General features: G+C 47.9%; 11 protein-coding genes. 3 read left to right on the top strand and 8 right to left on the bottom strand.

Annotated features, from left to right (window positions below):
• Nucleotides 1-577: 577 nt before the first annotated feature.
• The 4 genes from KP22_RS13965 to KP22_RS13950 form a co-directional block, all read right to left on the bottom strand.
• Nucleotides 578-2,197 carry a methyl-accepting chemotaxis protein gene (locus KP22_RS13965; protein WP_039324826.1) on the bottom strand — a complete coding sequence of 540 codons (1,620 nt, stop codon included), beginning with the start codon at nt 2,195-2,197 and terminating at the stop codon, nt 578-580.
• 215 nt (nt 2,198-2,412) lie between these two features.
• Nucleotides 2,413-3,492: an alpha/beta fold hydrolase gene (locus KP22_RS13960; RefSeq protein ID WP_039324916.1), complete on the bottom strand. Its 1,080-nt coding sequence runs from the start codon at nt 3,490-3,492 to the stop codon at nt 2,413-2,415.
• A gap of 316 nt (nt 3,493-3,808) precedes the next feature.
• Nucleotides 3,809-4,846, bottom strand: a complete 1,038-nt coding sequence (locus KP22_RS13955; protein WP_039304276.1) for a M48 family metallopeptidase — start codon at nt 4,844-4,846, stop codon at nt 3,809-3,811.
• Between the two features lie 16 nt (nt 4,847-4,862).
• On the bottom strand, nt 4,863-6,041 hold the full coding sequence (locus tag KP22_RS13950) for a YjgN family protein (RefSeq protein WP_039324824.1): 1,179 nt from the start codon (nt 6,039-6,041) through the stop codon (nt 4,863-4,865).
• Between the two features lie 295 nt (nt 6,042-6,336).
• On the opposite strand from KP22_RS13950, the gene KP22_RS13945 reads away from it, so the two are divergent.
• Nucleotides 6,337-6,840, top strand: coding sequence for a GNAT family N-acetyltransferase (locus KP22_RS13945; protein WP_039324822.1), 504 nt, complete (start codon nt 6,337-6,339; stop codon nt 6,838-6,840).
• A 192-nt stretch (nt 6,841-7,032) separates the two neighbouring features.
• Here KP22_RS13945 and rraB read toward each other — a convergent pair whose 3' ends face one another.
• Nucleotides 7,033-7,458 carry a ribonuclease E inhibitor RraB gene (gene rraB / locus KP22_RS13940; protein ID WP_039304267.1) on the bottom strand — a complete coding sequence of 142 codons (426 nt, stop codon included), beginning with the start codon at nt 7,456-7,458 and terminating at the stop codon, nt 7,033-7,035.
• 161 nt (nt 7,459-7,619) lie between these two features.
• On the opposite strand from rraB, the gene argF reads away from it, so the two are divergent.
• Nucleotides 7,620-8,627 carry an ornithine carbamoyltransferase gene (gene argF / locus KP22_RS13935; RefSeq protein ID WP_039304264.1) on the top strand — a complete coding sequence of 336 codons (1,008 nt, stop codon included), beginning with the start codon at nt 7,620-7,622 and terminating at the stop codon, nt 8,625-8,627.
• Nucleotides 8,628-8,680: 53 nt separating this feature from the next.
• Here argF and KP22_RS13930 read toward each other — a convergent pair whose 3' ends face one another.
• The 3 genes from KP22_RS13930 to KP22_RS13920 all read right to left on the bottom strand — a co-directional run bounded on the left by KP22_RS13930 (nt 8,681) and on the right by KP22_RS13920 (nt 10,991).
• On the bottom strand, nt 8,681-9,346 hold the full coding sequence (locus tag KP22_RS13930) for a PAS domain-containing protein (RefSeq protein WP_039304261.1): 666 nt from the start codon (nt 9,344-9,346) through the stop codon (nt 8,681-8,683).
• 4 nt (nt 9,347-9,350) lie between these two features.
• On the bottom strand, nt 9,351-10,034 hold the full coding sequence (locus KP22_RS13925; RefSeq protein WP_039304258.1) for a helix-turn-helix transcriptional regulator: 684 nt from the start codon (nt 10,032-10,034) through the stop codon (nt 9,351-9,353).
• A 492-nt stretch (nt 10,035-10,526) separates the two neighbouring features.
• Nucleotides 10,527-10,991, bottom strand: coding sequence for a NanQ anomerase/TabA/YiaL family protein (locus KP22_RS13920; protein ID WP_039304255.1), 465 nt, complete (start codon nt 10,989-10,991; stop codon nt 10,527-10,529).
• Between the two features lie 448 nt (nt 10,992-11,439).
• On the opposite strand from KP22_RS13920, the gene pyrB reads away from it, so the two are divergent.
• Nucleotides 11,440-12,375, top strand: coding sequence for an aspartate carbamoyltransferase (gene pyrB / locus KP22_RS13915; protein ID WP_039304252.1), 936 nt, complete (start codon nt 11,440-11,442; stop codon nt 12,373-12,375).
• Nucleotides 12,376-12,377 lie beyond the last annotated feature (2 nt).

The following is a 12,377-nucleotide window of genomic DNA, read 5'->3' as shown; positions in this document are numbered from 1 at the left end:
TTTATATAATTGATTTTTAATGATAAAAAATAGAATAGAACAATCCTTGTCATAACAAATAAACCTAAACATGCAAATAATTAGTTACATTTTCATATCAGATAAAAATATTAGGAATGAGGACTGTCTTATTCGTTCTTATCTCAAATTGACAAGGCAGAGGAGAAAACTAACGGGAGAGTGTGGCGTTCAGATAGGATCTCGCGTTGGAATATCTATACCCTAAATAATTCGAGTTTCAGGCAGGCGGCAAGCGGGGGACAAATTCGTCGGGAACGAATTTGACCAGCCAACGGCTGGCCTTCGGTGAGAGACAGGATGTCTCTCATTTCATCCCGATGAGCTTACTCAGGTAAGTGATTCGGGTGAGTGACAAGTCTGCCAGAGGCAGATTTGAACGCTGCTTGCAGCGGCCCCAACGGGGCGAGGCCCACATAAGTGGGCCGAGTAACGCAGCCAACACACATGTAACTTGAAGTATGGCGGGTATATCGCATCATGTTGTGGTTTTGAGGATTAACCGTCTGTTTTCTTTCCTGATACAGGCAAACAAAAACAGACGGTGGTCATTTAACGATTAGCGGGCATCGGCCAGCGCAATATTCTGACGCAAACCGGGCAACACGTTGCCCATTTCCATGTTTTCTCTTGCGATCTGGAAACGGGAAACAGACTGTTGCAGGTTAATAACCTGTTCCTGAAGCGCATTCGCTGAGGTCGCCACTTCTGCTACCAATGACGCATTCTGCTGAGTCACGCCATCCATCTGATTAATCGCGATGTTAATCTGCGAAATACCTCGGCTCTGCTCGCTGGAAGCCAGAGTGATTTCATCCATGATATCGACGACTTTCTTCACATCCATCAATACTTCGTCCATGGTGTTACCGGCCACTTCAACCAGACCCGCTCCCTTTTCAATACGGCTGAGAGAAGCATCAATCATCGTGCCGATCTCTTTCGCTGCGGTCGCACTGCGCGCAGCCAGCATCCGTACTTCAGAGGCAACCACCGCAAAACCTTTACCGTATTGACCCGCGCGCGCAGATTCCACCGCAGCGTTCAGCGCCAGCAGGTTGGTCTGGAAAGCAATACCGTCGATCACACCAACAATGTCGGAGATCTTGGCAGAACTCATCTTAATAGAACGCATGGTATCAACCACTTCGGAGACAACATTCCCGCCGCGAGACGCGGAGTCAGAGGCCTTCTGCGCCAGTTGATTCGCCTTGCGTGTGTTGTCTTCGTTATTTTTCACCGTCGACATGATCTGTTCCATGCTTGAAGCGGTTTCATCCAACGAGGCTGCCTGCTGCTCGGTACGGCTGGAAAGATCGATGTTGCCGGATGCAATTTCTTCTACCCCAACGCTGATTGCATCGGTTCCGTTACGCACCACACGCACCATGTTTTCCAGCCCGTCGCGCATACGTTGAACCGCGGCAAACAGATGGGCGATTTCATTTTTCCCGCTGCTATCAATCTGCGCCCGCAGATCACCTTCAGCAATGCGGTCAAAGACAGAAATGGCCTGATTCAATGGTTTCACGATCATGTTGGTCATCGCAGACCAGGCCAGCGCCGCCAACAGCAACGCGAAGGCGATCGCAACGTACAGAATGGTTTCCATCAGTTCCACACGCCCATTTGAATCCGCGTAGGCTTCATCAATACTCTTCAGCTTGAAGGCCACCAACGCTTTAGAGGATTTATCAAACGCGGCGTACAGTACCGTCGATTTTCCGGCACGCTGGCGATATTCATCCAGGTTCCCTGCGTTAAGCGCTGCAAATGCCGGATCGATAAAGTCCTGCATTAGCGTGTTGCGCTTTTCGGCCATGTCCGAAGAAATCACTTTTTCCTGTTCCGACTGCGGATATTTCAGGTACTCCTGCCATTTTTCGCTAGCACCGTCGACCTTGCCTCTGGCACGTCCCAGAGCGACTTTAGCCGCCTCGATATCGCCTTTCCCCATTAATGATTCGTACAGGCGTAAATCCAACCGACCACGCAACAGCAGTTCGGAGCTGTCATTCAGCGCAACCAACCCCGGTAGTACTTCCATATCGACGCGAGCAAATGATTTATTCCCTGATTGAACCGCAATCAGCCCTAAAACGCCGACAAAAAGCAGTAACGCCGCTAACGAGAACACCATCATGCTGAGTGCAGTACGGATCTTTATCTTACGAAACATAAATTATCCCTGTGGTCTGAAAATAAGAAAGGATGAGCGCCAGTTTTACAGCGTAGCCGTTCAGTTATTTACGTAATAGTCGTTATATTTCAATTTTCAGACGTGTTAATCCCCACGACCTGAAATAAATCCGTTATAAAATCGTAATAAAATAAAGAAACGTATAAAGAAAATAATAACCGCCAGAAAATTGGCTTTCTGGCGGTCATTAGAATTTATTTTTTATTCTTCTTCTGAGACTGATTTTTGTCTAAGAAACGTTGCAGCTCATCTTTATAAAACTTCGCCGACATCATCGTGCCATGCCCGCTGGTATCTTTACTGGCGGGAATAAGGAACAATGTCGCCTGTTTAATTTTCTTAAGCTCAGCATCCAGAATGCCAGTTTCAACAGGATTTCGCTCATCATCCGCGGAGTTAATCACCAGAATGGGAGCCTTAATTTTATTCAGATCCGGTGCCGCGTTATAATTTGCAGACGAGCCCCAGAGATAAATAAAGTCATTGGCATCGCTGGTTGAAGGCGCAGCGAGGCGATCTTCTACCAACTTGTCCGCCTGAGCACGCGTCGGCGCTTTGCTCTGATACGCCAGCGTGCCGCCCGTGGTGGCAATGCTAAACATAATGTTGGCTGTTTTTAGCGTTGGCGGCTGCTGAGTGTAATCACCGTTATTCCACATAGGATCGTTCTTGATGGATTCGATCAAGATGCGGCGCATCATCCAGTTACGACCAGACAGCTCATTTGGCAGCGATGCCATTGGCACCAGCGCATCCATCATATCTGGGTATTTTTCACCCCAAAGCCAGGTTTGCATGCCACCCATGGAATATCCCATCACCAGGCTCAGGTGATTAATGCCCAGCCCTTCTTTGATTAAGCGATATTGTGCCTGAACCATATCGTTATAATCGTACTGTGGGAATTTCATGCGTAAGCCGTCTGACGGTTTGGAAGATTTTCCAGAACCAATGCTCTCTGGCATGATAATAAAATATTTACTGCTATCCAGCGCCTGCCCCGGCCCGAAAAGCTCTCCGCCAAAGCCATTTGCTAACAGTGCTTTAATCGGTTGGTTCGTTCCATGTAGCAATAACACAGCGGGCCTGGTTTTATCACCGATGGTGTAATAGTGAATTCGCAGATCTTTTAATTTTTCGCCGCTGTTGAAGGTAAATTCTGGCGCAATCCAGTCGCCTTCTTTGGGCACCGGGAAATTGACCTGCGCATGCGTCAAGGGTGACATCATTAACAGAAATGCGCCCACCACCCCTGATAGAATTCGATTAATCATAAATAACTCTTCGGTAATCATGAAGTCGTGAAGCCGCGAGTTTAATGTCTATTAGGAAAAATCCCAATAAACATAAGCGGACTAACAATAAAAAGGGATTATTCTCTGCTTTTTTTATTTATGGCGAAATATTCTACAAGAAGTTTTTAATAGAATGATATTTAACTCATTCCTGTTAATCGACTGGCTACGCGGTGAGTGCTTTACTCTCGACGTTAGCGTTTATAAAAACAGCAAAACGGGATCGTGCGCGGTGATACCGCACACGATCAACACAAGCAGGGGTAGCTCGGGGTTGAGAATCAAGAACGAGGGATTAGTGCTTATTCATCTCTCTTTCAATCGTTTTGAGACGCTCATCCATATCCGGGTGCGTACTCAACCAGTCAGGTAAATCCAGCGAATCAATTTCATCCTGGCTGTGGTCCTTAGCGATCAAAGCCTGATACATTGCCTGCATTGACTGAAGTGAACGTCCCTGCTGCTGCATTTCTGCTATCGCCCACGCGTCGGCTTCCCTCTCCATATCACGGGAAAACTGCATCTCGTTGATAAAGGCGGCAGACTGCAACACGGTATCTCCGATTCCACTAACATCTCCTGTCATCCACATGAACGTCAGCGATACCAGTGATGAACGCACCACCATGCGCATTGGGTGGCGATAGGCATGATGCCCCATTTCATGCAGCATCACCGCCGCCAGCTCGTTGTCATTTTTCGCCAGCGTCACCAGATCGTCGCTAATAATCAAAGTGCCATCTGCCAGCATAAAGGCATTCGGCCCGATAGGCGCAGACATGATCTCAAGACGCAGCGGCGTTTTATCTTCCCGCATGTCAGCGGGCATAACCTGTTGAAACAACGTTTGCATCGCCTGTTGGCGTTCAATCGGCAATTTGGAGGGCTTAAAATCACTGTGTCGTAACAGCTTCAGCGTATGTTGTCCCAACTGCTGTTCGATAGCAGTAGGAATGCGTAGCGCCAACGCGGAACTCGCCCAAGGCAGCACGACGTAAACGTAGTTTATGACTAGCAAGATTGTGGCGAATAGCGTGAGAATGACGCCACGCTTATGGCGTTCCAGGCGATGGACAAGCCCCGGTCGACGCCGTGCGGAATACCACGCGCGAAAAGTGGGATCGTCGGCAGGCACAAAGCGGCCGCCGTCAGGAAACGTTAATGTCAGAGGAATAGAACCCAGCGCATCGGAAACCGTGACCTGCTCTAACGTAAACGTCATATTCGATGACCCGGTGTTCAGCACCATCGTCGAACCGTTATCCGTTAATTGAAGAGAAGCGGCCACGCGGGCCGCCAATCCGGGGTATTGATAATGCCCCTCAATATTCATATTCCTGCCTTATAACTTACAGGCCGACACCCAAATCGAGAGCTTGTACCGCTTCTTCGGCCAGTGCGCTGTTTGCAGTATCTTGGTGTGCCTGAACGTGAAGCAGTGCCAGATCGCCTTCAACCGCTGTTGCATTCGCGAGATAGCGTGCATGACGAATCTCTGCCACCGGTGCTGCCCAACCCAAAGAGAAAATGATGATCAGGCTATTGGTTATCAGCAGCCCCATGTAAGACATCGTTTGCATGGAAGAGTGCAATTTCACCCCACCGTTCAGCGACATTTGGCTAAACAGATAATTACGCTGTGCGACCACCAGGTAGCTGCTGGAAACCAGCACGCCCAATAGCATGATGACGACCATCATGACGATGTTAAAAAAGTAGCTCAGCAGCATCATCAGTACGAGTTCTTCACTTTCTTCTATCGCCACTGTTTGGAACAGCGAGAAGAAGAACGAACTCATAAATGACAGCGCCGCGATCAAGAAAGGAACAAAAATCAGCAGGCTAATGAGGGCGAATTTTATAAATGCCGCTTTCGTCAATTCCGCTTTAAACGCCGTTTTGCCGAAGAACAGGTTATTTACATAAAGATCAAGCTGCATCATTTTCATGATGCCATTTACCGCTGCAAACCCTGGAATAGCAATCGCCAGCGCAACGAACCCCATCAGAATAGGACTATTGCTCTGCATACCGATCATGATGACAACAACCAGAGCGATATAAAAAGCCAGCAACAACAGGATAGGGCAAAGCAGTAATACCCAATATGCGCGCCCCGTCTGGCAATGATAATTAAAACGGATACCGCAGTAGCTAGACATAATGGCGTTATAACGCCAATTGCGGATCACAATAACCGGAATAAGTGCCGCAAATGCCAGCGCGAGGATCGTCCCCAGCGTTTGCGACATCATCATTACGATATAAAAAAGAATAATACCGCCGATCACCAGCAAACGTCCTTTAAGGATCTGAATGGGCTGTGCGTGGTAATCAAAACGGTCACCATTAATTTCCGTGTTACCGTAGAAATAACGGCGACGGCGCACTGTAGCCCAGGCAGAATAAATACCCAAAGTGATGATCGTTAATAAGGCATTCACCAACCAAATTGCAAAATATTCCCCAGCCTTACCATGAAACTGCACGCGATGCTGCGCGCTATTTTCTGAAGTATTGATTGTCATAACCCTTTCATCCTAAAAGAAATAAGCCTTATAAAATGCATTATCTAACACGTTATTGGTATACAAAAAGCGGCTCATTTAAGCATGTCCTGTTAATGACAACAATAAAAGTTAACAGAAATCAAACAAGTTTATATACCTATTAATTACAGGGAATAGGAAATCAGCGGAGTACCCAACACATGGGTAACGTAAAGTATGGCGGGTATAGACGTTGCATGAATGTGGTCTGAAATGGTATTACAATCGGCCAAGATTATTCCCCTCGTAAACCGTAAGAACAAGAGTACGTATTATGACAACCGCGACCTCCGCCAATCTTCAGGTACGCCCAATCACCGCGCAGGACGATGCCGCTATCGCTCAGGTCATCCGTCAAGTTTCTGCCGAATTTGGTTTGACGGCCGACAAAGGCTACACCGTTTCCGATCCTAATCTGGATACGCTGTTTGCGCTGTATAACCAGCCGAAAAGCGCCTATTGGGTGGTTGAATATGAAGGCCGCGTGGTTGGCGGTGGCGGCATTGCGCCACTGGTCGCGGGAGAAGACGATGTGTGTGAATTACAGAAAATGTATTTCTTACCCATAGTGCGAGGCAAAGGGCTGGCACGTCAGTTAGCGATACAGGCGCTTGATTTTGCACGCGAACGTGGCTTTCGCCGCTGCTATCTGGAAACAACCGGTCACCTGACCAGTGCAATTCGGCTGTATGAGTCTCTGGGCTTCGACCCTATTCCCCATTCAATGGGCAACACGGGTCATACCGATTGTGAAGTAACGATGCTGAAGACGCTGTAAAAGTAGTATCGATTGTTTCAGGCTCGAGATACCGGGGCGACCACGGTGCGAGGTGTCCCAGCGGGAACCTCATCACCGTGTTTCCCCTAAACCCACGCTTAAGCTATCGGCATGACAATCAAGTAAAAAAACCAAAAAAACGCCGCAGGATGTTTCTGCGACATTCAGTGAGGCTGGGTTCAAGCTCAATGATTAATGGCGTTTTCCGTCATCATCTTCATCATAAAAATCTTCATCATCGCCTTCTTCTTCGCCTTCACCATCTGGGTCTTCGAAGTAGGTGCCCCAACCGTCATAATTCACACCGTGGCGTTCTGCCAGCGCCAGCAACTGTTCTACCTGTGTGTCGATCAGTTCCGCCTTCAGCGCAACTTCACTGATAGCATCGCAGCACATCAGCAACACACCATCTTCCACTTCCAGCTCTTCTGCATCCGTCACTTCATAGCCCAGCTTGAAGGCTTCTACTGCGACTTTTTCCAACACTTCAAACTTCTCAGCAGAGAAATGGTGTTCAATGGTATAGAGCGCGTCAGGATCGCTGCCATCATCCAGCAGTTCTTCAATGATCAGGCGTGTCTCTTCCCGTTGCTCTTCCAGTAATTCGCGATTTGCCATGCCTCAGTCCTCATTAATCGACGTAATATTGCTTATTGTCCCACAGCCCTGCGGCTTGCTCCACCACAAAGTTTGATATCACCACTTGAATTTGAATAATTACACATATAAAGTGAATTTTAATTCAATCAATGATATCGGATCACATGGAGAAGTACATCATGCAACCGTTCTATAAGCGTCACTTTTTAAGGCTAATGAATTTTACACCCGCAGAAATTGCCAATCTTTTAGCCCTATCAACGAAACTGAAAGCCGATAAAAAAAATGGGACCGAAACCCGCCGCCTGCAAGGGAAAAACATCGCACTCATCTTCGAAAAAGATTCGACTCGAACTCGCTGCTCTTTCGAAGTTGCTGCATACGATCAGGGCGCGCAAGTGACCTATCTCGGCCCAAGCGGTAGCCAAATCGGACATAAAGAATCCATCAAGGATACCGCGCGCGTACTGGGAAGAATGTACGACGGCATCCAATATCGCGGCTACGGCCAGCAAATTGTTGAGACGCTGGCGCAATATGCGGGCGTTCCGGTCTGGAACGGCCTGACAAACGAATTCCATCCCACGCAGTTGCTGGCAGATTTGCTGACGATGCAGGAACATTTACCGGGTAAAACGCTGTCAGAGATGACGCTCGTCTACGTCGGCGATGCGCGCAACAACATGGGTAACACCATGCTGGAAGCAGCGGCGCTGACCGGGCTGGATTTACGTCTTGTTGCGCCAAAAGCCTGCTGGCCGGATGCTGGTCTGGTGGCGGAGTGTCAGGCAGCGGCAGAGCAAACGAGTGGCAGCATCACGCTGACGGAAGATATCGCCGCAGGCGTTGCGGGTGCAGATTTCATTTATACCGACGTCTGGGTTTCCATGGGAGAACCAAAAGAAACCTGGAAGGAGCGCATCGCACTGCTGAAACCGTATCAGGTGAACACAGCGATGATCGCAGCAACGGGCAATCCACAGGTGAAGTTTCTGCACTGCCTGCCTGCGTTCCATGATGACCAGACAACGATGGGTCAACAAATGGCGGAACAGTATGGCCTACACGGCGGAATGGAAGTCACGGACGAGGTCTTTGAATCCGCACACAGCATCGTGTTCGAACAGGCGGAAAACCGCATGCACACCATCAAAGCGGTGATGGTTGCCACGCTGGTACAGGATTAAGGTTTAGCCTGCCTTTGATGTGTTTTAAAAACAGATCAGAGGTGGGCAGTCCCTCAGGTAATCGACACATGCCCTTTTATCAGAAAAAAAGGGGGAATGTAGTTATCCCATCCTTTTTGGTTGCAGTGTTGGATCAGGGTGGCACTGTTTGCCATGCCTGTTTTATCACAGCAACGCGTTATCCTGTTACGAAGCGTTGAAGAACTTATACCGAGTATGTCGGGAATACTGTTCTGCTTCACCCCGCACTGTAGCAAAAGAACGACTTCCCACTCTTTGTCTGTAAAAATATTTGCCGGTCGGGTGAACACAAACGGCTTCCTTTCGCATGGCACAAGAAAGGTTGAAAAGTAAACATTGGTGATTTCTATGTAAGTGCAAACAATGCCGTCATTGCCATCATTGAGCCGCCAGGGACGCTTCTCCACCAGAAAAGACCTGAGTCTATTTCGTCTTCCGTAATCAAATGTTTTGAGGACGATACTCATTTCATTTGTGGTCAATATTTTTTGGTCGTCATACAGTATATGGTTGTAGTGCTCGCTGACATCAGGCGTTAAGTCAGTGTCGAGACAACCTAAAAGTTTATTTTCTGTTACGTCGAAATACTGACATACCATCTTATTGCCATAAACATACTGGGAGTTGCAGTCCTTTATTGCCCAGCCAAACAAAGAGTTATCAAAGTAATACTCAACAGGAGTCAAGTCTGGATCCATCAGGTTAGCCTCTGATAATGAGATGTCCTTTTTTCAGAAAGAACAGCGGTATGTAGTTATCAAATCTGTTATCTCTACAGTATTCCTTTAGGCCTGATAGTGAATTCAAGCCTGTTTTTCTGTAGCAGCTTCGGAGTCTGCCGTTAACGGCATCGACGGTGATTGAGAGGATGCTGCTTATATCTTTAAGCATCATCCCACAGACCAGCAGGTAAATAACCTCCCATTCCTTCTCGGTAAATATTTTAGAAGGAGGCTCGAAGGTGGAGTGTTGCATTATTGTTCCATTTAGCAACGAGGTCGGTGTGATGATCCTAACATGTCTGACGCTGATAACTGTGCCCACACAGTTGCGATGTTCATCATAGATTGGCTCCTGAATATTGTAGGCGGGCTGCATTATTTTTTCCGCGCCTTGAATATGCGTTGTAATGGCTCTCACCGCCTTACCTGTACGCTCTATCTCTCGTTCCTGCTGGTTAAAAATGTCTGAAAATTCGGCTACAGGAACAGGGATATCCCTAATGTTCAAGCCTTCATAATCATAACGAGTTGATATGGTTTGCCAGGTTTTAAAGGTGTTATTGACATAAATAAAACGGGAGTTTGTGTCTTTTACTGCCCAGCCGACGAGAGGATCGCTTTCAAACATTGCGATTAATCTGTCAGGTAATGTAATTTGTTTCATCAGTGTATCCCTACATTAAAATTACCCTACATAAAATATGCCGTACCTGATATGCACCTGTTTATAAAAACTAATATAGAATAAAAAGTCAGTGACAGGCCAATACCAAGGAAAATATCCTACATAATTTAAAGTAATAATATACCTATAATCTAAATAATTCGAGTTTCAGGCAGGCGGCAAGAGAAGGAGTCCCGATGAGCTTACTCAAGTAAGTGATTCGGGTGAGTGAACGTAGCCAACGCACATGCAACTTGAAGTATGACGAGTATATAATCGAAAGGTCATGAAGTTTTTTAGCAAGAAAATCATTTTCTGAATAATGCCAGTCAGTTAAGTAACTGATTGGCTGTTTTTTTCCAGGCCTTGCGGTTTTTACGTGGTTTTTCCTTTACTACTCGGCAGAAGGGGAAAACCACCGGGAGGCATCTGAGGAATTATTGCCATTATTTTCTTCCATTTTATGGTGAACGTTCCTTGTTCACAGAAATCCTACACCAGCGATGCGTCGATTTTCACCACGGCTTTGCGCACGGGCGCGGGTTCACCCACGGCACACAGCGGTTTGTGCACTTCTCCTGGGAAGAAGACGACAAAATCCCCTTCCTGCATCACAAACTGTTTTTCCTGTTCGCCCGCAGGCAGAAAGGCAATATCTTTATCCGCCAGCCAGTCGGTATCCGGCTTGCCCGCTGGCAGGTTGCTGAATGTCATCCCTTCCACACCGGACAACACAATCTGAATGTCCAGATATTTAGCGTGATATTCGGCGCGACGCTTTTCCAGCAGGTCCGTGCTGTCGTTGGAGATCAGCACAAATACGCTGTTGCCATCGATATCATGCTTGCCCAACGGCGTGTCTGCCGTGATGTTTTGCTTTACGTATTCAATCGCTTCACGCAGTTTGGCAGGCAGATAAGGAACCAGTTCAAGGTGGTAGACATTGCCAGTAATCATAAAAACCTCGTTGATATAAAAAATGAAACCCTGTTTTACAATCCTTATACTCTGCAAATGTGACACCCGCCAGCGTGTTAATCCGAAACAGTGAACCACTCATCACTCTTATCAGTTGTCCTCCTTCCGTCTACGGCCGTCATGCATATCGCACTCGCTAAGCAACCGATTGCGATGCGTAAAAAACCACGTTTTCTGCTTGAAATAGCCTAATCGGCGCGTATAATTCCCGACAGTTTGCTGGGAGGGGTCATGCACCGTTACACCAAAAAATCCGCTGCTTATGTTGGTTCTCAACCACAACTGCCATCCGGCAGCCAGCCAGCGTTTTCCTTTCCGTCGCTCAATCGATCAATTAAGAAAGCCCCTCAATGAGGGGCTTTTTTTTGCCCACCGTTCGGGCAGCCAGATACGACATTTCCTGTTTACTCGTTAGGAGAAAGACAACATGGTCAATCCGCTCTATCAAAAACATATTATTTCGATTAACGACCTCAGCCGGGAAGATTTGGAACTGGCGCTGAATGTCGCCGCCAGCCTGAAAGCCAAGCCCCAGCCTGAATTGTTAAAACACAAAGTGATTGCCAGCTGCTTCTTTGAGGCCTCTACCCGGACGCGTTTATCCTTTGAAACCGCGATGCACCGCCTGGGCGCATCCGTCGTCGGTTTCGCCGATAGCAACAACACCTCACTGGGGAAAAAGGGTGAAACGCTGGCCGACACCATCTCCGTTATCAGCCAATATGTTGATGCCATCGTGATGCGTCATCCGCAGGAAGGTGCATCACGCCTTGCTACTGAGTTTTCCGGCGGCATTCCAATACTGAACGCCGGTGACGGTGCGAACCAGCACCCGACGCAAACGCTGCTCGATCTATTCACCATTAAGGAAACGCAAGGCCGACTGAACAACATCAACATCGCGATGGTCGGTGATTTGAAATATGGCCGTACCGTGCATTCACTTACGCAAGCGTTGGCGAAGTTCGAAGGGAACCGCTTCTACTTCATCGCCCCTGACGCGCTGGCGATGCCGGACTACATTCTGAGTATGCTGAAAGAGAAGAAAATTGCTTACAGTCTGCACAACAGCATCGACGAAGTCGTCAGCGAGTTGGATATTCTGTATATGACGCGCGTTCAGAAAGAGCGTCTGGATCCGTCCGAATACATCAACATCAAATCCCAGTTTGTCCTGCGTGCTGCCGATCTGGACAGCGCCCGCCCGAATTTGAAAGTGCTGCATCCGCTGCCGCGCGTCGATGAGATCACTATTGATGTGGATGCCACGCCCTACGCCTATTATTTCCAGCAGGCGGGCAACGGTATTTACGCCCGTCAGGCACTGCTGGCGCTGGTCCTGAATCGCGAACTGGTTCTGTAAGA

Source organism: Pectobacterium betavasculorum (assembly GCF_000749845.1).
GTDB classification, from domain to species: Bacteria; Pseudomonadota; Gammaproteobacteria; order Enterobacterales; family Enterobacteriaceae; genus Pectobacterium; species Pectobacterium betavasculorum.
Note: the sequence above shows the minus strand (reverse complement) of the source record. Positions and strands in the feature narration are given on the sequence as shown.

Coding starts and splice junctions, on each gene's coding strand:
- KP22_RS13920 (WP_039304255.1), bottom strand. CDS start 10,991: ATGATTACTGGCAATGTCTACCACCTTGAACTGGTTCCTTATCTGCCT.
- KP22_RS13925 (WP_039304258.1), bottom strand. CDS start 10,034: ATGAAACAAATTACATTACCTGACAGATTAATCGCAATGTTTGAAAGC.
- KP22_RS13945 (WP_039324822.1), top strand. CDS start 6,337: ATGACAACCGCGACCTCCGCCAATCTTCAGGTACGCCCAATCACCGCG.
- argF (WP_039304264.1), top strand. CDS start 7,620: ATGCAACCGTTCTATAAGCGTCACTTTTTAAGGCTAATGAATTTTACA.
- KP22_RS13960 (WP_039324916.1), bottom strand. CDS start 3,492: ATGATTAATCGAATTCTATCAGGGGTGGTGGGCGCATTTCTGTTAATG.
- pyrB (WP_039304252.1), top strand. CDS start 11,440: ATGGTCAATCCGCTCTATCAAAAACATATTATTTCGATTAACGACCTC.
- KP22_RS13965 (WP_039324826.1), bottom strand. CDS start 2,197: ATGTTTCGTAAGATAAAGATCCGTACTGCACTCAGCATGATGGTGTTC.
- KP22_RS13955 (WP_039304276.1), bottom strand. CDS start 4,846: ATGAATATTGAGGGGCATTATCAATACCCCGGATTGGCGGCCCGCGTG.
- KP22_RS13950 (WP_039324824.1), bottom strand. CDS start 6,041: ATGACAATCAATACTTCAGAAAATAGCGCGCAGCATCGCGTGCAGTTT.
- KP22_RS13930 (WP_039304261.1), bottom strand. CDS start 9,346: ATGGATCCAGACTTGACTCCTGTTGAGTATTACTTTGATAACTCTTTG.
- rraB (WP_039304267.1), bottom strand. CDS start 7,458: ATGGCAAATCGCGAATTACTGGAAGAGCAACGGGAAGAGACACGCCTG.